Origin of the sequence: Microbacterium sp. F2 (genome assembly GCF_052274505.1) — a bacterium.
Classification (GTDB): domain Bacteria; phylum Actinomycetota; class Actinomycetes; order Actinomycetales; family Microbacteriaceae; genus Microbacterium.
Genome location: NZ_JBNVBV010000010.1, coordinates 16,020 through 34,867, shown reverse-complemented (window position 1 = coordinate 34,867; position 18,848 = coordinate 16,020). Strand labels below are relative to the sequence as shown.

18 protein-coding genes and 1 tRNA gene are annotated in these 18,848 nt (G+C 64.5%); 6 read left to right on the top strand and 13 right to left on the bottom strand.

The features are described 5' to 3' along the window. Positions 1-13 precede the first annotated feature (13 nt). Together ACQVDU_RS14285 and ACQVDU_RS14280 are read left to right on the top strand one after the other, a co-directional pair. The gene (locus ACQVDU_RS14285) at positions 14-328 is read left to right on the top strand and encodes a metal-sensitive transcriptional regulator (protein ID WP_067121078.1); all 315 of its coding nucleotides are present in this window, start codon (positions 14-16) and stop codon (positions 326-328) included. A gap of 58 nt (positions 329-386) precedes the next feature. After that, positions 387-457, top strand: a tRNA-Cys gene (locus tag ACQVDU_RS14280). A gap of 29 nt (positions 458-486) precedes the next feature. Here the strand turns inward: ACQVDU_RS14280 and ACQVDU_RS14275 are convergent. From ACQVDU_RS14275 to ACQVDU_RS14265, 3 genes are all read right to left on the bottom strand, one after another. Then, a complete protein-coding gene (locus tag ACQVDU_RS14275) occupies positions 487-1,326 on the bottom strand; it encodes a F510_1955 family glycosylhydrolase (protein ID WP_082914452.1) in 840 nt (279 codons plus the stop codon). 71 nt (positions 1,327-1,397) lie between these two features. Next, on the bottom strand, positions 1,398-2,009 hold the full coding sequence (locus tag ACQVDU_RS14270) for a DUF305 domain-containing protein (protein WP_067121076.1): 612 nt from the start codon (positions 2,007-2,009) through the stop codon (positions 1,398-1,400). 79 nt (positions 2,010-2,088) lie between these two features. Further along, positions 2,089-2,514 carry a DUF6153 family protein gene (locus ACQVDU_RS14265; RefSeq protein WP_067121074.1) on the bottom strand — a complete coding sequence of 142 codons (426 nt, stop codon included), beginning with the start codon at positions 2,512-2,514 and terminating at the stop codon, positions 2,089-2,091. A 129-nt stretch (positions 2,515-2,643) separates the two neighbouring features. Between ACQVDU_RS14265 and ACQVDU_RS14260 the strand changes: the two genes are divergently transcribed. Then, positions 2,644-3,030, top strand: coding sequence for a four-helix bundle copper-binding protein (locus ACQVDU_RS14260; protein ID WP_067121088.1), 387 nt, complete (start codon positions 2,644-2,646; stop codon positions 3,028-3,030). A gap of 45 nt (positions 3,031-3,075) precedes the next feature. Here ACQVDU_RS14260 and ACQVDU_RS14255 read toward each other — a convergent pair whose 3' ends face one another. Continuing rightward, entirely contained in the window at positions 3,076-4,017 is a 942-nt protein-coding gene (locus tag ACQVDU_RS14255; protein ID WP_067121073.1) for a cation diffusion facilitator family transporter, read from the bottom strand. A gap of 93 nt (positions 4,018-4,110) precedes the next feature. On the opposite strand from ACQVDU_RS14255, the gene ACQVDU_RS14250 reads away from it, so the two are divergent. The 3 genes from ACQVDU_RS14250 to ACQVDU_RS14240 are packed head-to-tail and all read left to right on the top strand — an operon-like array spanning position 4,111 to position 6,365. Continuing rightward, complete coding sequence (locus tag ACQVDU_RS14250) at positions 4,111-4,716, top strand: TetR/AcrR family transcriptional regulator C-terminal domain-containing protein (protein ID WP_067121071.1); 606 nt, start codon at positions 4,111-4,113, stop codon at positions 4,714-4,716. Positions 4,717-4,764: 48 nt separating this feature from the next. Next, a complete protein-coding gene (locus ACQVDU_RS14245; RefSeq protein ID WP_067121069.1) occupies positions 4,765-5,145 on the top strand; it encodes an ArsR/SmtB family transcription factor in 381 nt (126 codons plus the stop codon). Beyond that, positions 5,142-6,365 (top strand): MFS transporter, encoded by a 1,224-nt coding sequence (locus tag ACQVDU_RS14240; protein ID WP_101305188.1) that lies wholly within the window; start codon positions 5,142-5,144, stop codon positions 6,363-6,365. The genes ACQVDU_RS14245 and ACQVDU_RS14240 overlap by 4 nt, the downstream gene beginning before the upstream one ends. 316 nt (positions 6,366-6,681) lie before the next feature. Here the strand turns inward: ACQVDU_RS14240 and ACQVDU_RS14235 are convergent, their stop codons facing one another. The 9 genes from ACQVDU_RS14235 to ACQVDU_RS14195 all read right to left on the bottom strand — a co-directional run bounded on the left by ACQVDU_RS14235 (position 6,682) and on the right by ACQVDU_RS14195 (position 18,828). Beyond that, a complete protein-coding gene (locus ACQVDU_RS14235; protein ID WP_443477499.1) occupies positions 6,682-7,371 on the bottom strand; it encodes a reverse transcriptase family protein in 690 nt (229 codons plus the stop codon). Positions 7,372-7,744: 373 nt separating this feature from the next. Next, positions 7,745-8,560: a hypothetical protein gene (locus ACQVDU_RS14230; RefSeq protein WP_300590734.1), complete on the bottom strand. Its 816-nt coding sequence runs from the start codon at positions 8,558-8,560 to the stop codon at positions 7,745-7,747. Positions 8,561-8,660: 100 nt separating this feature from the next. Further along, entirely contained in the window at positions 8,661-11,597 is a 2,937-nt protein-coding gene (locus tag ACQVDU_RS14225) for a type I restriction endonuclease subunit R (protein ID WP_443477497.1), read from the bottom strand. Continuing rightward, positions 11,597-12,739, bottom strand: a complete 1,143-nt coding sequence (locus ACQVDU_RS14220; RefSeq protein ID WP_347425235.1) for a hypothetical protein — start codon at positions 12,737-12,739, stop codon at positions 11,597-11,599. Before ACQVDU_RS14220 ends, ACQVDU_RS14225 begins: the two co-directional genes overlap by 1 nt. Further along, positions 12,736-14,229, bottom strand: a complete 1,494-nt coding sequence (locus ACQVDU_RS14215; RefSeq protein ID WP_347425234.1) for a type I restriction-modification system subunit M — start codon at positions 14,227-14,229, stop codon at positions 12,736-12,738. The genes ACQVDU_RS14220 and ACQVDU_RS14215 overlap by 4 nt, the downstream gene beginning before the upstream one ends. Further along, positions 14,226-15,725 carry a type I restriction-modification system subunit M gene (locus ACQVDU_RS14210; RefSeq protein WP_347425233.1) on the bottom strand — a complete coding sequence of 500 codons (1,500 nt, stop codon included), beginning with the start codon at positions 15,723-15,725 and terminating at the stop codon, positions 14,226-14,228. The genes ACQVDU_RS14215 and ACQVDU_RS14210 overlap by 4 nt, the downstream gene beginning before the upstream one ends. Further along, positions 15,722-17,674 (bottom strand): N-6 DNA methylase, encoded by a 1,953-nt coding sequence (locus ACQVDU_RS14205; protein ID WP_443477496.1) that lies wholly within the window; start codon positions 17,672-17,674, stop codon positions 15,722-15,724. Before ACQVDU_RS14205 ends, ACQVDU_RS14210 begins: the two co-directional genes overlap by 4 nt. A 2-nt stretch (positions 17,675-17,676) precedes the next feature. Further along, complete coding sequence (locus tag ACQVDU_RS14200) at positions 17,677-18,078, bottom strand: NYN domain-containing protein (RefSeq protein ID WP_443477495.1); 402 nt, start codon at positions 18,076-18,078, stop codon at positions 17,677-17,679. A 342-nt stretch (positions 18,079-18,420) separates the two neighbouring features. Further along, positions 18,421-18,828: a hypothetical protein gene (locus tag ACQVDU_RS14195; protein ID WP_347425230.1), complete on the bottom strand. Its 408-nt coding sequence runs from the start codon at positions 18,826-18,828 to the stop codon at positions 18,421-18,423. Positions 18,829-18,848: the final 20 nt, after the last annotated feature.

Genomic DNA, 18,848 nt, shown 5'->3' with positions numbered 1-18,848 from the left:
AAGGAACCCGGCCATGACCACACCCGCACCCGACACCGCTCACGCCCCCCACGGGTACATCACCGACAAAGACCGATACCTGAACCGGCTCAAGCGGATCGAAGGTCAAGCGCGGGGCATCTCGAAGATGGTCGATGAAGAGAAGTACTGCATCGACATCCTCACCCAGATCAGCGCTCTGACCAGCGCCCTGCAGGCCGTGGCCGTCGGGCTGCTTGACGACCACCTGAAACACTGCGTGCTCGACGCGGCGCGCATGGAGGGTGACCAGGCGGAGCAGAAGATCAAGGAAGCCAGCGACGCGATCGCCCGTCTGGTCCGGTCCTAACCGGACCAGACGGGCGATCCCACGCTGCTGCGTCCACGTCCCCGGTAAGGGGACACTCGGTGCCTTGGCCGAGCGGTCAGGCAACGGCCTGCAAAGCCGTCTAGACGGGTTCGACTCCCGTAGGCACCTCGCATACGGCCCGTCGCGTGCCCGGCGGGCTATCCGGGCAGAATCGTGATGCCGCTGGTCTCGTCGACGATCACGATGCGGCCCGCGGCGTCCATACCGACCGCCTGCACCCGGCCGTCCACGCGACCTGCCGGCTCCCAGCTCGCGGCACCGGCTCCGGTCACCCAAATCTGCCCATCGGTGCCGACACCGACCACCTGAGTCCGGTCGGCCGCAGCCCCCAACGTGTACAGCAGCGGCGCTTCGGGCCACGCCGCGAAGGACGCACCGCCGTCCGTGCTGATCTGCACACCCTCTTCGGTGGCCGCGATCACCCGTCCGCGACCGTCGACGGCGAGACTGGCCGCTACCAGATCCGCACCGGTAGGTTCCCAGGTCAGCCCGGCGTCGTCGCTGCGGATCACGTCGCTGACGTCCGTGGCGATGGCGTACACCGTGTCATCGGCGCCGGCGGCGAGGGCGTGGAAGTCTTTCTCCCCACCGAACACCACCGACTCCCAACTCACCCCTGCGTCGGTGCTGCGCATCACGCCCAGGTTCGGTGCCCCCCACTCGGCGGGGCTTCCGGGGCCGGGGTGACCGGACGCGATCAGTGTCTGCGAAGTGGCGGTGAGTCCCATCGCGTCGAAGCTGTCCGTGCTGACCCGGCCACCCCACTCCCCGGTGTCGGTGACCTCGTAGATGCCTTCATGCGTTCCCAGGAGAAGCTGGTCAGTGTCCGGGGCGACGACCACCGCGTGGACATGGCTCGGTACCCCGGTGCGCCCGTCCCCAGCCGGCGGCGACGTCGGAGTGTCCGCGCACCCCGCCAGCATCAGGAGGGCGGAAGCAGCGGCGCCCGCCGCCAGTGTCTTCGTATGGACGTGCATACGCGTACCTCCGCGTTCGAAGAGTGGGGGCACCGCGCATGGCAGCGGCGCCCCCACTCGACGGATCGGGCTCAGAGCTGGCCGAGCAGATCCTGCATGGTCTCGATCTCCGCGGACTGTGTATCGACCACGGCTTGCGCGAGCGCCAACGCGTCCGCGTTCTTCCCGTTGGCGAGTTCGGTCTCGGCCATCTCGATCGCCCCCTGGTGGTGGGCGATCATCTGCTCCAGGAACAGGGGTGCCGCCTCGGCCCCGGACGCCGACTCCAGCGCCGCCATGTCCTCGTCAGACATCATCCCGCCGCCGTGCTCCATCTCACCCATGTCCATGTCGTCACTGGACACGCCCCACTCGGCGAGCCATCCCTGCATCGTCTCGATCTCCGGCTGCTGGGCGTCCTTGATCTGCTGAGCCAGATCCAGCACCCGCTGATCAACGTCGCTCTTGGCGAGGATCATGTCGCTCATCTCGACGGCCTGCTCGTGATGCGGGATCATCATCATCGCGAACATCGAATCCGCCATGTTGAAGTCCGCCTCCGCCGATTCCGACGGGGCCGACGACGACCCACCATGATCCATTCCAGGCATGCTGCCTCCGTTGTCCGCGCAGCCGGCCAGGAACAGCACCGCTGCCAGCGGTACGGCCGCGACCGCTGCCAAACGCATCTTCTTGTTCATCATCAGTCCTCTCAAACACTCGTGAAACCCGCGTACGGGCAATGAACCTCACCCCCGCCCCAGAGGGCAGGGACAGTGCGTGTCACGTTCGGCTGATCGACAGCTCCAGGAGTGAGGGAGGCCGGTCCGGGGCCGGCCGGCACCGCGTCACCGGCGGACGCAATGCATGCCGCTCCCACACAGACGACCATGCGGCGCGGGGGACCAGCAGCACGAGGGCGGCTGCCAGCAACGCCAGCACGCACATCATCATCAGAACGTCATGGCCCCCGCTCGGGCTGCACGACGCGCACGCCTCCGCATCCTCATCGCCGGTCGCGGGCGCCGACGAGTGGTGAGGTGCCCCGCCCGGCATCTCGACATTCTCCGAGGTCGTAGGGGCGGTGTGTCCCGAGGAGATCGTGTGCATCCCCATCAACCCGACGATGACCGCTGCAGCGAAGCACACGGCAACCAGCCACCGCACCGGGTGCGGCAGCCGCAGGCGCAACGCGGACAGGCCGATCATCCCGTCCAGCCTACCGTCCGTACCATACCCCCGCACCGTAACCCAAGGGGGTCGCCGGCATCCGGAACAGCGACGTAACGTAACCCCCTCACCGATTCAAAGGAGAAGGCCGTGACCGTCACCGCCCAAATGTTCGACACCCACCCCCGAGCCAACGACATCGCCAACCGAGACGCGCTCCTGGCCTGTATCGACGCGTGCCTCGAGTGCGGCCAGGCTTGTACGACCTGCGCCGACGCCTGTCTCAGCGAGGAGATGGTCGCCGATCTGACCACCTGCATCCGTCTGAACCAGGATTGCGCCGACCTCTGCGACACCACCGCGCGCCTGCTCTCTCGCCACACCGGCACGGACACCACCGTGCTTCGTGCCGCGCTGGAGGCGTTGCGCGCAGCGTGCGCCGCATGCGCCGCCGAGTGCGACACCCACGCGGACATGCACGAGCACTGCCGGGTCTGCGCCGACGCCTGCCGCCGCTGTGAACAGGCCTGCACTAACCTGCTCGCGACGCTCTGACACCCTTCCTCCGCCGACCGCTACCGCGGCGCTGGGGGGCCCGGCTCAGCGGTGGCGGACAAGGGCTGGCTCGTCCTCGGTGAGGTGCGCGGTCTCGATCTGGAAGGTCGAGTGCTGAATCGACACCGGGAAGTGACCGGCCACGCATTCGCGTACCTCGTGCAACACCTCCGCGGCATGCCCGTCGGTGAAGCACTCATCCTCGACCACCACATGCGCGGTCAGGGTGGGCAGGCCAGTGGCGACCGTCGATGCGTGCAGGTCGTGCACGTCGGTGACGTGTTCGAGCTCAAGGATGTGCCGGCGTACCTCGTCCAAGTCGAGCCCGGCAGGGGTGAACTCCATGAGCACCCGGGTGGTGTCGCGCATCAAAATGATCGCGCGCGGCACGATCAGTCCCGCGATCAGGAGCCCTGCAATCGCGTCGGCCTGCTGGAACCCGGTCGTGGCGATCACAATCGCGGCCACGATCACCCCGAGCGAGCCGAGTGCATCGTTGATCACCTCCAGGAACGCTGCCCGCATATTGAAGTTCGCGCCGCGGCTCGAGGAGAGGATCACGATCGCGATCACATTCGCCGCGAGGCCGACGATGCCGAACACGAGCATCTCTCCCGCGGCGACCTCCGGCGGCTCGAACAGGCGTCGGATACCTTCGACGGCGGCGTAAGTGCCCACCACCAGCAGCAGTGCGGCCTGCCCGAGTGCGGCGATCACCTCGATGCGTCGGAATCCCCAGGTCCGCTTCGGATTAGCCGGCCGCAGCATCAGCGTCGCCGCGATCAGCGCGACCAGCAGACCGGACGCGTCGGTGATCGCGTGTGCGGTGTCCGTCAGCAGCGCCAGGCTGCCGGTGACGATGGAACCGATCGCCTGCGCGATCACGATCGTCGCCGTCAGGCCGAACGCGATCCACAGTCGTGCTCGGTGATCCCCGGGCGCTCCTGCCTCGGTAGTCGGTGCACCGTGGTTGTGACCCGCACCCATGTCCCACTCCTTACTTGGTCAGTGACCAATTTCCTTGATCGGTGACCAAGCTACTACAGTGTTGGTCACTGACCAAGCTCGGAGGAGAGACCTGTGGCCGACCGACTATCCCGCCGCGACGTCATCCACGCCGCCTTGGCCCTGCTCGATCGCGGCGGGGCGGACGCCATCACCCTCCGTGGGATCGCCCGACATCTCGACGTTCACCTCAACTCGGTGTCGCTGCAGGTGGGGAGCAAAGCGCGCCTCTTCGACCTGATGGCAGACGCCATTCTCGGCGAGCTCTCCTTCGACGACCTCCCACACCCGCCGATCGACCGGGTCAAAGAGATCTTCCGCCGCTACCGCCAGGTCCTTCTGAACCACCGCGACGGCGCACATCTCGTCTCGGGTACGAGGGTCTCCGAAACCAACACCCTGCGGCTAGGGGAGGCGGTGATTGCCGCGCTGCTCGATGCCGGCGTCGACCCCGACCTCGCCGTCACCACCTTCTGGAGCCTCAACTACCTCGTGGTCGGACTCGTCCACGAAGAACAGACCACCCCCGAGGACGGCGCCCACCGCTTCGAGCAGGAACTCGCCGCACATTCGTTCCCCGCACTCACCAGCGTCCGCGATCTCTTCCTCGACGACAACGCCGCCGCACACCTTGAATTCGGCATGGACGCGCTCCTGCACCGCGCCCGCCACCTCGACTGAGCATCATCGTCAGCGGCGAGCCATCCCTCCATATGGAAGAATCTGCGTATGAATGCAGATAACGTGACATGCGGCCGCGACCCCGACAGCCTCTACGTAGAGCTCGCCGTCGAGGTCTTCGCGATGCTCGCTGACGCCACCCGCGTGCGGATCATCCTCGCGCTCGAGGGAGCCGGGGAGTTGTCCGTGAACCACATCGCCGACATCGTCGACAAGTCACCCGCCGCCGTCTCCCAGCATCTCGCCAAGCTGCGCCTGGCCCGTATGGTCACCACCCGACAAGACGGCACCCGCGTGTTCTACGCCCTCGCCGACGAACACGCGCGCCAGCTGGTCACGGACGCGATCTTCCAAGCCGAGCACTCCCTCGGTGGCGCCGCCCCGCACCACCACGCCGGAGCCGACGCCAGCCGCCCTGTGGCGCCATGATCACCGTCTTACGCAACGGCACCTACCGGGCGCTGTTCTTCGCCCAGGTCATCGCCCTTGTCGGCACCGGCCTGCTCACCGTTGCCCTCGGACTGCTCGCGTTCGAGATCGCCGGAGATGCCGCCGGATCGGTGCTCGGCACCGCGTTGACGATCAAGATGGTCGCCTACGTCGGCGTCGCACCCCTGGTTGCAGCGCTCGTGGACAGGCTCCCCAAGAAGGCCGTTCTGGTCGGCGCCGACGCCGTTCGACTCGCGATCGCGTTCACCCTGCCCTTCGTCCAGGACACCTGGCAGATCTACGTGCTCGTGTTCGTGCTGCAGTCCGCGTCCGCGACCTTCACCCCCGCCTTCCAATCACTCATCCCGAGCGTGCTGCCCGACCCCCAGCAGTACACTCGTGCCCTCGCGCTGTCACGCCTCGCCTACGATCTCGACTCGATCCTCAGCCCCGTCATCGCCGCAGCCCTACTTGCCGTGATCAGCTACAACAACCTGTTCGTGGGCACCGCCGTCGGCTTCGCCGCCTCCGCCACCCTCGTCCTCATCGCCCGCCTTCCCGCACACGTACCCGATGCGTCCACCGGCACGTTCTGGGAGCGGCTGCCAACCGGGCTGCGCGTGTTCGCCCGCACGCCCAGCCTCCGCTTCCTGATGGCCGCCAACGTGGTCGTCGCGGCCGGCACCGCTATCGTCCTGGTCAACTCCGTCGTCTACACCAAAGGCGTGTTCGACCTGGATGACACCGCCCTCGCCCTCGCCCTCGGCGCGTATGGGGTCGGCTCCCTGATCATTGCCCTCAACGTCCCGTGGATCGTCGACCGCATCGGTGTCTTGTGCGCCATGAGCATCGGTGCCTGGACGCTTGTTTCGGGTCTGATCGCGGCCATCGCGATGACGATTATCGCCACGACCACGGGAGAGGGCTGGTGGATGCTGCTTGCCACCTGGGCGTTGCTCGGTGCCAGTACCTCGCTGATTAACACCCCTTCGTCACGGCTTCTAGCCGACGCGTCCACCCCCGCTAACCGCAACCTGGTATACACCGCACAATTCGCACTTTCGCACGGCTGCTTTCTGGTTAGCTACCCGATCGCGGGCTGGCTCGGTGTCATTGGACTGCCCATCGCGGCTAGCGCGCTGCTCGGATTCGCCATCGTCGGCGTTACCGCCTTGGCTGTGCTGTACAAACCAGCAGGTACCGTCGTCACCACTCTGTAAACGATGAGCTGCGAGCACATGTTTCTGGCGGGTGTCGTCAGCTCGAACCGCGATGGACAACTCGAGGAGTAGACACACGCGTTGGACGCGGACACTTTAGCCGCGATTCCTCGGTCTCGTCGAGTCGTCGTGGACATCTCTGAGCGGTTCCTACAGCTTGTAGGTGTAGGTTTTTTTTGAAGTTGTCCATTTCGCAGATGAAATGTCCACGGTGTGTCCATATGGACATTTCAGATTGCGCGTGCGGTTCCGCGTCGGCACTTTGTCCGTGAGAGTGATCGACGGCGCGTCTGCAATGCTCCGCCGCAGACGCGGCCTAAGGCGTTGTCGGAGGACGACCGATCCTGTGACCTGCGCTCACTCGTTCGTTGAGCAGCTTCGCGAGCTCTGGCTCAATCACGCTTGCGTAGGCGACGCGACCGAACAGGCGACTGGGCGACATGACACCTTCGTGAGCGAAGTGCTCAAAGCCGAGCCGCGAGAAGTGATACGTCTCGATCAGTATCCGCTGCTTCATCCGGCGAGGTAATCGGGGCTTGTCAACGTCGTGGCCGACGTAAAGCCCAAGGACATAGGGTGATCGTCGCATGAATCTGGTCTTGCGATCATTGACCGTCCATCCTCCGGAGGCAAGCACCCCCTTGATGTCAGCGAGCAACTGATCGGAAACACCTGTGCCAGAGAATGTGAGGTCGTCTACCCACCGTGTGTAGCGGACGCCGTACCGGTCGGCAACGTCTTGGATCTCGTCGTCCATCCTGTGGAACGCAAGGTTCGATAGCACGGGACTTGTGCGGTAGCCCAGCGGGATAGCACCTTCCCGGAAGCAAGCGCCTTCGATCCAGTCACATAAACGCTCGTCGAACTGGGCCCGCAGAGCGTCCGCGACACGGTCGAACGTGACCTGCCCAAAGAAGTCCTCAAGATCGAGCGCCAATGCAGATCTCGATCCCGCATGCACCGAGGCGGCGGACTTGGTGCTCTTTCCGCGAACAAACCCGTGCACTGCCTCAGACGGCGTCCACCCGGTCGCGAGTATCGCGCGCGCCTGCTTATGGGCAGTGTCCAAGCGGCCTACTGCACGGTGCGCTTGCCTCCAGCGTCCCTTCGCCCGGAACGACACGGATCGCTCGTTGCTGCGTGCCCACGTGCCCCACTCGGCAACCGAGCGGGGCTCCAGACCCCAAAGCTGGGCTCGGACGGAGAACAACTCCCACGAAATCAAGGTGCCCTCCGGGGAAGCATATATACCACGGCAGATACCTCTTTCGAGGCATCGCACCTTGTCGGTAGCCCGACGCCCGCTTGTGGGCGGACGTTTCGACGGTTGAATACAACCGAATCGTCTTCCCCGAAGGGCGGAACCAACGCTAGCGCCATTACTTGATACGGCCAACCACGCCCGGCAGCTCGATGACTGAGGACATGTTGCGAACGAACGTCTTGTACATGCGGAGTGCGTGGTCCCCACCAGTCAGATGGCCTGCAAGCTCGACGCCGCCTTCGGGGCTGTAATCGACAGAGTTCGCCTCGGGCGGGTTGTGCGGCACTTCGCAGCCCTCCAATTGGCAGCACTCCATCACGCGCGCCACATACTTCAGCGTTGCGTATAGAAGGTAGTCGGCCATGGCTAGGCCAGAGTCGCCCTTGGGCTCGGTGCCCACTGCCACGTCGGTGCCAGGTCGCGTCTGGGCGATGATCGCTTCGTACCGCGAGAGCGGACTCTGATCTGCTTCAAAGACGATGTCGATCAGTTCATGCGCTCGGTACCGCGGCATCAGCACTCGCAGCAACTCGATGAAGAGCGAGTCGAAGACCTGGTCCTTCTGCGTCGATGTCAAAGCGATCGCTGTGACGATGAAGCGGACATGGCCCTTGAAGGTGGCGCCCCGGTCGAGCTCGTTGAGTAGAGGCTCGGCGAACTCCGGTCCGTCCTTCGTGGCATGCCACCCATGCGCCCTGAACCCAGGCATGCGAGGCGCGTCTTCGATGCCGGTGCGCGCCAGAATCCCCTCGCGCACCACCGAGAGGCGCTGTCGAAGTTCCAGCAGGTCCTCGATCGACTCGTATACCGCGACCCCAACCCCGTAGATCCAACGCCAGTCACAGTCGACAGACGGCGTTCTGCCAATCTGAGGGCAGCGTTGATGGGCGAGGCAAACGTTGACGACGGACTCGTCGAGCTTCATGGACACGACTGACATGCTTCTCCCTCCCATTGACCTGGTTGCGACGCCTCTGCGTGCTCCTCTCGCTCGACGCGGCCATGCAATGCGGCGCGTGGCGAACACTCACTCAGTAGTACTCCCGCACGTACCCCAGTGCCTTCTCGAACACGTCGTTGTCGCGGATCTTGAACTGCATGTACAGCGTCTGGCGGAGCGCCTTGCGCACCTCCTGGTCGCCGGCGATGGTGGACTGCCAGCCGTCGAACCGCACGGCCCGAACGACCTCGTCGATCCGATCGACAACGTTGGCGACGATGATCGGCGTCTCGTCGCCCTTGAGTGCTTCGAACAGCTCGGTGAGCGCAGCTTTCCCGCGCTCCTCACGCGGGATCTCCTTCTCGGCCTTCTCGGCAGCGACCGTGTCCTTCGCGAGCTCGAGGAGGTCGCGAAGGAAGTCGAGGCTCGACTGCTGGATGTCGGCGTACTTCTCACGGAGGGCGTTGAGGCGCTGACCGAGTTCGATGAAGACCGGGTTATTGAGGTGCCGGGCGATACGCGCGGTGATCTGCTTCTCGATCTCCTCGGTGGAGACGTCCTTGCGCTTGCCTGTCATCAGGTCTTCGATCGTCTGCGCGTCGAGGACAATCGTCTCGTCGCCCTGCGGGATCTCCACGTGCACGCTCTCGTTGATCAACTCGATCGTCTTCGCGCCCAGCGCGTGCCACACGAGGCGGCCGGTGATATCGGCAGGCCGCACGGACTCGTAGACATCCGTAAGCCACTTGTAGTCGTCCCGGAATCCCTTGAGCATCGGGTCCGGGCTCAGAGCCTCCCACAGCTGCGAGACGACGCTGTAGGCGAGCCCGAACGCATCCCTGGCTCCGTCGTCGGCGATTGCAGCTTGCGCTTGAATCAGGCCCTCATAGCCGCCGATCGAGCGATCCACGCCGGGGAAGAACGAGAGGGCTGCGGCCATGGCGGGCGCGAGTTCCGCCTTCAGCTCCTCGATGTTCGAGATGACCCGTTGAACGGCGGCCTCGTCGAAGGCGAGCGACTTGGCGACATCGTCGAAGATGCCGAGGTAGTCGACGATCAGCCCGTGCGTCTTGCTCGGCGGGTACACCCGGTTGGTACGAGTGATCGCCTGGAGGAGCGTGTGCTCCTTGAGCGGCTTGTCGAGGTACTGGGTCTGCAGGATCGGTGCATCGAACCCGGTGAGCAGCTTCGCTGTCACGATGATGATCTTCAGCGGGTCGGCCGGGTCATTGAACCGTGCGACGACCTGCTCCAGTTCGTCGGCCCCCGGGGTCCACTGCGCCCATGACGCGGGGTCTGTGCGCGCCTTCGACATGACGATGGTGGATGCCTCGGGCGGCAGCATCGTGTCGAGCGCCTCCTTGTATGCGACGCAGGATGCCTTGTCGTAGGCGACCAGCTGCGCCTTGAACCCCTCCGGCTCGACCTTCTCCGTGAAGTGCGTGACCACGTCGTCGGCGATCTGGCGGATGCGCTCGGGCGCCTTGATGAGAACTTCGATGGAAGCGGCCTTCTTGGACAGCGTGATCTTCTCGGCCTCTGTCAGGTTGCGCTCCGCGGCGAGTTCCTCGAAGGCGGCGTCGATCTTCTCCTGGTCGAGGTGGATCTCGCTCAGCCTGGGCTCGAAGTGCAGCGGAAGTGTCGCGCCGTCGCGGATCGAGTCCTGGAACGAGTACCGCGACAGGTACCCGCCTTCGTCCTCGGGCGACCCGAACCACATGAACGTGTTGTGGTCGCGCTTGTTGATCGGCGTGCCCGAAAGGCCAAACAGGAACGCGTTCGGCAGCGCCTCGCGCATCCGCTGCCCGTAGTCGCCCTCTTGCGATCGATGGGCCTCGTCGACCATCGCGATGATGTTGTGCCGGTCATCGAGCACACCGTCGATCTCACCGAACTTATGGATCGTCGTGATGATGATCTTCCGAGCACCCTGGGTCAGCAGCGTCTGCAGCTCCTTGCGCGAGTCTGTAGAGACCAGACCAGGAACATCTGAGGCGTTGAACGTGCCCGTGATCTGCGTGTCGAGGTCGATCCGGTCCACGACGATCAGGATCGTCGGGTTCGTCAGCTCGGCCATCGCGCGCAGTTTCAGCGCTGAGAACACCATCAGCAGCGACTTGCCCGACCCCTGGAAGTGCCAGATGAGCCCCTGCTTGATCCGCCCGTGCAGCACACGTTCCACGATGAGGTTCGTCGCCTGGAACTGCTGGTACCGCGCAATCACCTTGATCTTGCGATGCTTCGCATCGGTCGCGAACACCGTGAAGAACCGCAAGAAGTCGAGAACGGATGCCGGCGCCAGCACGCCTTTCACCGCGTCCTTCATGACCTCGAGGCCAACCTTCGCCGGCGCGTCGGGGGCGGCGCCTTCCTCGCGCCACGGGCCCCAGAGCTCGACCGGCATCCCAACGGAGCCGTAACGGAAGTCCTTACCCTCGGTCGCGAACGACAGCACGTTCGGTACGAAGAACTGCGGAACGCTCGCCTCGTAGTCGTCGTGGATCTGCGCGGCCGCGTCGATCCAGGAGTAGGCCGCCCGGATCGGCGTCTTCGCCTCGCCGACAACCAGAGGAAAGCCGTTGCACCAGAGGACCACGTCGAACCGCTTACCCAGACGCCCCAGTTGGAACGTCACCTCGGTCGACACGATCCACTGGTTCGATGAGTCGTTCTCGGCGTGGTCGAAGTCGATGAGGCGCACCGTCGTGTGCTCGCCATTCGGACCGAACGGCATGGACTTCTGGCCCGTCAGCCACGCCATTAACTCTTCGTTCGCGACCACGGGATGCGGGCTGTTGCGCGCCGAGATCAGGATCGCTCGCAGCACATGGATGACCTCGTCCGCTTTGCGCGGATCAGCCGAGATCTCGGGGTTCAGGCGGATCAACGCGCCCGTTACGAGGCCTTCGAGCAGCACCTCGTCGGTGCGACGCGGGAGCTGGTTTCCTGGCAGGAAGTCCACGTCAGGTGACGCGATCAGATCGCGGACGAAGTCACGAACGGAGTTCGCCTCATTGAACTGCGCCATCAGTCTCCTCCGAAAAGATCCACGAGCATGGCGGACCTTAGTTGACCGAGCGCGTCGATCTCCGCCGTTAGCTCAGCCGCCGCCCGCCGTCGGTTGGCGACCAGTCGCTGCAACGGTGCACGATCGACAGGCCATGGGACTTTCACCTTCATCAGGTCGCTCTTGTTGAGCTTGCGCACGATTGTGGTCGTCTCGCGCGCCTCCATCGCTTGGCGGCCATGAGGATGCGCAAGCAACGACTGCATCGCATATGCGTCCGCCTCGGGGAGTCCGACGATGGCGGTGATCTGCTGATTGGAGATTCCCGGCTGTAGAACGACGGCTGACTTACCCATGTCGCCCCCGATGCACGCGACGGCGACGGCGTACTTCGGGAGCGTTCTTCCAACGGCGGCACCGGCTCGGCTCACCTGCTGGCGTGCGGGTCGCACGGTGTCGCCTTCGATCTCTGAAGGCGTGTAGAACGGCACGTCTTGACTGTTCCAGTACTCGGTGGTCGCCTTTGAAGGGGTAGATCCCGTCACGCAACTGGCGATCGAGGCGATCGACTGCTTGTTCCCCTTCTCATCCCACAACTGAGCGAGCTGGACGTCGGCCGCGGTCGTGAGCGCATCAGCCAGGCATGTCAGGCTGAGGCGGTGTCGCTCTATTGCCCAGAACAGGTCAGAGATCCGATCTTGTTCGTCGGGCGTCGGGAGATCGAACTCGAAGTCCGCAAGTGGTCGCCAGTTCAGGAACTTATTCACCGAGCCAGTGAAATGGTCCGCCATGTGCTGCTGCGCCCGCGTACTCATCAGCAGCCACAGTATGAAGCGTTGGCGAAGACGAGCTTCGTCCGTGGACCGAAGGACAAAGAGCTTCTCGCCCGTGACTCCTCCTCGATCGACTGATCCGAGCTTGTCAACTCCGCGCGAGTGAAGGAGCACATCACCGCTCTGAAACTTCCGCTTGAAGGTCGGCGGGAAGTCTTCGTCGGCGGTCGAGCCGTATGTCGCCACACTTGGCTGGCGTGCGACTATGTGCGGGCCGGCCACATACGGCATGACTCCGTCGCCGTTGGCCGAGAAGTAGTCGTTGATGTTCGCGACGAGGTCGCCGAACCGAACGCGGCTCCCGGGCGAAGTGGTAGTGCCGAGGCTCACGGCTTCACCTCCTCGCGAAGTAGTGAGAGTACGTCAACGATCGCATCGTCCGTAGCCTCGGTAGCGTGACGCCAGCTTGCGAGTGCGCCGACCACGTTGACCTGCTTGCCTGCGTTCGTCGCACCTACGCCGGCCACATACTGCGGAATCGCGAGGTTGTAACTCTTGTCGGCAATCTCGCCGAGCGTGGCGACCGCCGCGAACTGCGGAACGTCGGCAAAGCCTCGATACGCGTCGAGGATTCTGGTCTGGTGTGAGGCGCGCAGGAACGACTGCGCCTGTTCGCGCGCGACCTCGTTGACAGCGTTGATGAATAGCACCTTGCCGCGGTGCGCAGCGCGCTTGGTGGTGCGGAGCGTGATGACGACGGCCTCCATCGGCGAGTTGTAGAAGAGTCCCGCACCGAGTCCGAGCACGCATTCGACGAGGTCGGACTTCACGAGCGCTTCGCGGAGTGCTGCCTCTTCGCGGCGGAACAGCACGCCGTGTGGGAAGAGGATCGCGGCGCGCCCCGTCGTCGGGTCGAGGCTCCTGGCGATGTGCTGGAAGAACGCGTAGTCGGCGCGGCCCTGCGGTGGCACGCCCCACAGGTTCCGTCCGTACGGGTCTTTCGCGAAGGCATCCCGATTCCAGGCTTTGATCGAGTACGGCGGGTTTGCGAGCACGACGTCGAACGTGCGCAGCCCGCCTTTGCCGTTCAGGAACGCAGGCCTCGCGAGGGTGTCGCCATGGGCGATCTGGCCGTCGGCGATGCCGTGCAGAAAGAGGTTCATGCGGGCGATGGCCGAGGTTCCGTAGTTGAGCTCTTGGCCGTAGAGCTTGAGGTTGCGCCACTCCGTGCCCTGGCGCTTCACCTCGGCCGTCGCCGAGATGAGCATTCCGCCGGTGCCGCAGGTCGGGTCGTAGACCGACTCTCCTGGCTGAGGTTCGAGCATGAGGGTCATGAGGTGCACCAGCGTGCGGTTCGTGTAGAACTCCTGCGCGGTGTGGCCGGAGTCGTCGGCGAACTTCTTGATGAGGTATTCGTACCCGTTGCCGAGCTCGTCTTCGGGCAGGTTCGCAATCGACAGAGTCTGCGTCGAGAAGTGCTCGATCAGGTCGGCGAGCGTCGAGTCCGGCAGCAGGTTCTTGTTGCCCCAGTCTCCATCGCCGAACACTCCGGGCAGCGTGTCGGGATTGGCGGACTCGATGGCCCGCATGGCCCGCAGGACGGTCGCGCCGATGTTCTCGGTAACCGCGCGAACGTCGCGCCAGTGGCATCCGTTCGGGATCGCGAAGCGGTGGTTCTCGGGCAGGTCGGCCAGTTCTTCGTCGCCATAGGTGTCAAGCGCCGTCGCGTGCTCTTCGTCGTAGACATCCGAGATGCGCTTGAGGAACACCAGCGGGAAGATGTACTGCTTGTAGTCGCCGGCGTCGATGAGTCCGCGCAGGATGACGGCGGCGCCCCAGAGGTAGTTCTCCAGCTCACGCTGGCTTATCCGGCCGGTCATGCGCTCAACCCCCACTTCGCGAGCTCCGCTTCCAACGCTGCTCTAGTCTCCAGCGTGCGCGCGTGCGCGGCTTCGAGGTTCGCCAGGGCGTCGGCGAGAGTGATCTTCTCGCCGGTGTCAGCGGGTGCGACGTAGAGCGGGATGTTGAGGTTGAACTCGTTGCCCTCGATCTCGGCCAGGTCGGCGACGTAGGCACGGCCTTCGATGTCTGCGAATCCACGGTAGGCGTCGAACAGCGCCCTCGCGTGCTCGGATTCGAGGGTGTTCTGGTTGCGGCCCTTCTTCATCAGGTCCTCGCCGTTGATGAACAGCACCTTGTCCTGTTGGTCGACGGGTCGCTGATGACGCAGGATCAGCACACAGGCTGCGAGGCCCGTGCCGTAGAAGAGGTTCGGTGCGAGACCAATGACGGCTTCGACCTTCTTCGCCTTCAGGATGTGCGTGCGGATGCGCGCCTCGGCGCCCTGCCTGAACAGCGCACCCTGTGGCAGCACGACCGCGACCCGGCCCGTGTTCGGGTCGGCCGAGGTGAGCATGTGCTGCACCCACGCCCAATCGGCGTAGCCCTTCGGCGGGACTCCGCCGAGCTGGTTGCGGCCCCACCGGTCGGATGCCCATTCGACGTCGCCCCATGCCTTGAGCGAGAACGGGGGGTTGGCTACGACATTGTCGAATCGCGCGAGCCGGTTGCCTGTGTAGAACGCGGGATTGCGCAGGGTGTCTTCGCGGACGATCTTGAAGTCCTCAACGCCGTGAAGGAGAAGGTTCATGCGCGCGATCGCCGACGTTGCGAGCACCTTCTCCTGACCGTAGAGCTTGCCCCAGAGCGTCTTCGGGCTCCCGCCGGCATTCCTCACATGCTCGATGACCTCGATGAGCATTCCGCCCGTACCGCATGCGGGATCGTAGACGCTCTCACCCTCCTGCGGAGCGAGGATGTTCACCAGCAGACCGACCACTGTGCGCGGGGTGTAGTACTCGCCGGCCTTCTTGTTCGACTGGTCAGCGAACCGCTTGATGAGGTATTCGTAGGCGTTGCCGAAGACATCTGGTGCGACGGTCGCGTTGCTGAGCGTCTTGGTCGAGAAGTGCTCGATGAGGTCAGCGAGTTTGCGGTCGGGCAGCTTGTCTTTGTTGGTCCAGTTCGCGTTGCCAAAGATGCCGTAGAGGGTCTCGGGGTTCACCTTCTCGATCTCGCGGAACGCGGTCTGCAGCGCGGTGCCGATGTTCTCGGTCTTCTCCCGGACGTCCGACCAGAGATTGCCGGCGGGGATCGCGAATCGGTGGTTCTCGGCGAACGCAGCGAACTCGTGGTCACCGCCGGACTCGTCGAGTGCCTGCTCGAACTCCTCGAGATAGACGTCACTGATCCGCTTGAAGAACATGAGCGGAAAGATGTACGCCTTGAAGTCGGCCTGGTCGATGCTGCCGCGAAGGAGGTCGGCAGCGCGGGCGAGGTACTGCTCCAGCTCGGTCAACGTGAGCTGTTCCGTCATCGGGTGGTTCCTTCGGTGGTGTTGCTGGCCAGGGAAGCGCCATGACGTACAGCATTGAGGATCGCTGTCGTCAGGCTATCGGCGGCCTCGGAGGCCTGCTTCGCGAGTCGCTTCGCTTCGCGTGCTTTGTCGATGGTGGCGTGAATTGCCCGCTGCTGAGCCAGCGGTGGGACTGGGATCTCAATCTCTCGCACTGGGATGCGCTGGATGGCGGTGCCTGCGGCGAACCGCGAGTTCCACTCGCCGGCGAGAACGTCGGCAAGATAATTGGGGTCCAGCTTCGTGTGATCGACGATCCGAATGCGGGAGATGCTCCCGACAGGAAGGTGGCCGCCTTCGTCATCGACGATCGCTCGGACATTGTCCACGGTTGTCAGCAGCACATCCCCGGGCTGGGTCAGCGCCCCGTGCTCGTCAATCGCTCTGGGCGCGACGGGCACCAAGTTGCGAGTCCGTACCGCGGTGGCGTCGACGCGTCGATCCTCGAACTCGGGGTCTCCCTGCCGCGGCGGCCGTGCTGGGGCGACTTCGATCGCGCCCGCCTCGACGAGCGCTGCGACAGTCAGCACCGGAGGTTCGCCGGGGATGTGCGGCGGCTCCAAGTACCGCACTGTGGTGGGCAGATCGGTGGACGCCTGGAGCAGCAGGGCGGACGCCCGATCGAAGTCCTCGACCAGTCGCGCGCTGTCGACCTCTTCTGCCAGCATCCATCGCGCGGGGCTGAGATCGGCGTTTCCGGCTGCCAGTTCGTCAACGGACACGCGCGCGTGAGGCACGCCAACGAGCGAAGATTCGTCTGTGAGCCACTCGGCGACGTCTGCCTCGGGCGCTTCGACCTTCGACGCATCGACGAGGAGCACGCTCCCGCGAGCAGATGGCTCCGACTCGCCAAGAACCCACAGCACCGGTGCGATGGACGTCTGCGGCAGCATCTTGCCGGTGAGGGCCACGACAGCTCGTACCCATCCCCCGAGCAGAAGGTTCCTCCGGATCTTCGCCTCTGCGCCGCCGCGGAATAGTGTTCCGGGCGACGTGAGGACGTAGCCGACACCGCCCGGCGCCAGGTGCGCTACCACATGCTGCAGCCAGTACGAGTCGCCACTGGACCGCGGCGGGATCCCGAATCGCAGGCGCGGGTCGAGCAGGGTGGTCTCGGGGTCCACACGCAACCCATACGGAGGCTCGGCGATGATCACGTCCGCGCGCAGGTCGGGATCGGGGTCGTTCCGGAGCACATCGGTGATTCGCAGCTCGAGGTCTACGCCACGCAACGCCGCGCGGCCGAGGGCGATCTCCGCGGCGGTGGCGTTGATCTCGTTGCCGACGAGGCGATTTGGCGTTGCCCCCATGTCGAGGGCTTGCAACAGTGCGACGCCGATGCCGCACGCGGGGTCATACAAGGTTCCACCATCGACGTCAGCCGCCAGGGATGCGAGCAAAGTGCTGGTGCGTGATCCCACGAATCCGGTCTCGCCACCCGCCTTGCCGAGAGCGCGGGACGTGCGTTCGAGGAGTCCGTCGATCGCCGCGGGAAGATCCGCTCTCGGGATAGTCTCGAGCGCATCGCGCAGCTCGTCCAGTGATCGTTGACTGACGTTGCGTGACGCGAGCGAGGGTCGTCCGTCGACGAACTCGCCCGCGGTACGGAGGAAGAGTTCGCCGAAGTCATGCACGTCGACATGCCCCCGGAAGAGGTTCGCGACTCCCCAGAGGCGTGCCTCCCACGCCCTCGTGCTCGAGTCCGCGGAGTTATCCGGCTTCCGCTTGTCGGGATGAGCCGTGAGCCAGGCCTCAATATCCTTTGCGGCGAAGAGCGGCTTGCTAGCAGTGCCCTCCGTAGGTTCCGGAAAGTCGCTCATTCGCTTGCGCCAATTGCTGACAGCGGCGCGCGAGACGCCGGCAAGGTCGGCGATGTCGCTGGGGGCGAGAAGCCCTTCGTGCGCCGGCATGTTCATGCTGCCTCCATGAATGCACTCGGGTCGAATTCGATGTGAAGAACGCTCTTGGCCGCCATTCGAAGGCGGCGCGAACAGGCATCTGGTCGCGACGCCACCGTGACGTCGATGCCACTCGTCATGGCCAACCGCGAGATGGCGTCGGTGAAGATCCCATCGCCCGACACGAGAACAAGCTCAGCGAACCTCTCCCCGACGCGTTCGCTCTCGAGGACATCGAGGAGTTCCAGATCGGCGCCGTCGATTCCGCTTCGGAACTTGAGGCGGTGGGGGCCCGTCCACTCGAAGCCGACGATGTCGACGCTGAAGCGCCCGCATGCCAGCACCAGTTGGTCATCGAGGCGAGGGCTGACGACCACCTCGATCGCGATCTGGGCTGCACGAACTTGGGTTGCCATGGAAATTCCACCTCCCACGATGTTCTCGATATCTACGAGGACGAGACGACGGTTGCGCGCCTCCCTGGGTGTGTACATGCTACCAGCCAATCTGCTTGTGAATCGGATCCCCACTTTCTGCTCGGGGCTGAACTCACTGTAGAGCAGTCCTCGGACTAATGCAAGTAAATCGGATTCACAGTGCTCGCAGAATGCATTCGGTTCACGCGTAGGCGCTGGTTCAGGCTGTGGTGGTACGGGTCGATGCCGCGCCTGTTAGTGACATCGGACAGTGGCTGTCTCACCCGCTACCCGTGTGCTCGCGATGCTAAGTCGACCCGAGCGAGCGCGAACCGCGGGGCCTCACGCAGGGCGAGGCTCCTCGGCGTCAGCATCCTTCCCGAATGCGCGTAGCAGCGTTTGCTCGATGTCGCTCACCTGCTCGGGCGGCATCCCGGCGATCACGTCACGAAGCTCGCCGAGAGCAGCCTCGATCGCGAATCGGTTCTCATCGCGCCAGGCGCGGACGCCGGGGTCACGGAGGAGGCCCGACTCGGTGCTTCCGTCGGATCCGAGCAGTAGCTCGGCGTCGATCGCCGATGCCATCACACGCTCATCGACCTCAGCGGATGAGCGCAGGATCGACAGGTGCGTGACGGCATCCGACTCAGGCATCTCGACGCGGAATCGCTGGATGTCGCCGAACTCGGTTGCCTCTGTGCCGGCATGGGTGACGACGACGGAGCGGTCACCGATCATGACCTTTCGCACGCGCCCTCCTTGATCCGAAA

Bases quoted from the DNA above. Each gene is read 5' to 3' on its own strand.
- ACQVDU_RS14215 (WP_347425234.1), bottom strand. From the start codon at position 14,229: ATGACCGGCCGGATAAGCCAGCGTGAGCTGGAGAACTACCTCTGGGGC.
- ACQVDU_RS14275 (WP_082914452.1), bottom strand. From the start codon at position 1,326: ATGCACGTCCATACGAAGACACTGGCGGCGGGCGCCGCTGCTTCCGCC.
- ACQVDU_RS14265 (WP_067121074.1), bottom strand. From the start codon at position 2,514: ATGATCGGCCTGTCCGCGTTGCGCCTGCGGCTGCCGCACCCGGTGCGG.
- ACQVDU_RS14260 (WP_067121088.1), top strand. From the start codon at position 2,644: ATGTTCGACACCCACCCCCGAGCCAACGACATCGCCAACCGAGACGCG.
- ACQVDU_RS14210 (WP_347425233.1), bottom strand. From the start codon at position 15,725: ATGACGGAACAGCTCACGTTGACCGAGCTGGAGCAGTACCTCGCCCGC.
- ACQVDU_RS14285 (WP_067121078.1), top strand. From the start codon at position 14: ATGACCACACCCGCACCCGACACCGCTCACGCCCCCCACGGGTACATC.
- ACQVDU_RS14205 (WP_443477496.1), bottom strand. From the start codon at position 17,674: ATGCCGGCGCACGAAGGGCTTCTCGCCCCCAGCGACATCGCCGACCTT.
- ACQVDU_RS14200 (WP_443477495.1), bottom strand. From the start codon at position 18,078: ATGGCAACCCAAGTTCGTGCAGCCCAGATCGCGATCGAGGTGGTCGTC.
- ACQVDU_RS14240 (WP_101305188.1), top strand. From the start codon at position 5,142: ATGATCACCGTCTTACGCAACGGCACCTACCGGGCGCTGTTCTTCGCC.
- ACQVDU_RS14255 (WP_067121073.1), bottom strand. From the start codon at position 4,017: ATGGGTGCGGGTCACAACCACGGTGCACCGACTACCGAGGCAGGAGCG.
- ACQVDU_RS14245 (WP_067121069.1), top strand. From the start codon at position 4,765: ATGAATGCAGATAACGTGACATGCGGCCGCGACCCCGACAGCCTCTAC.
- ACQVDU_RS14225 (WP_443477497.1), bottom strand. From the start codon at position 11,597: ATGGCGCAGTTCAATGAGGCGAACTCCGTTCGTGACTTCGTCCGCGAT.
- ACQVDU_RS14270 (WP_067121076.1), bottom strand. From the start codon at position 2,009: ATGATGAACAAGAAGATGCGTTTGGCAGCGGTCGCGGCCGTACCGCTG.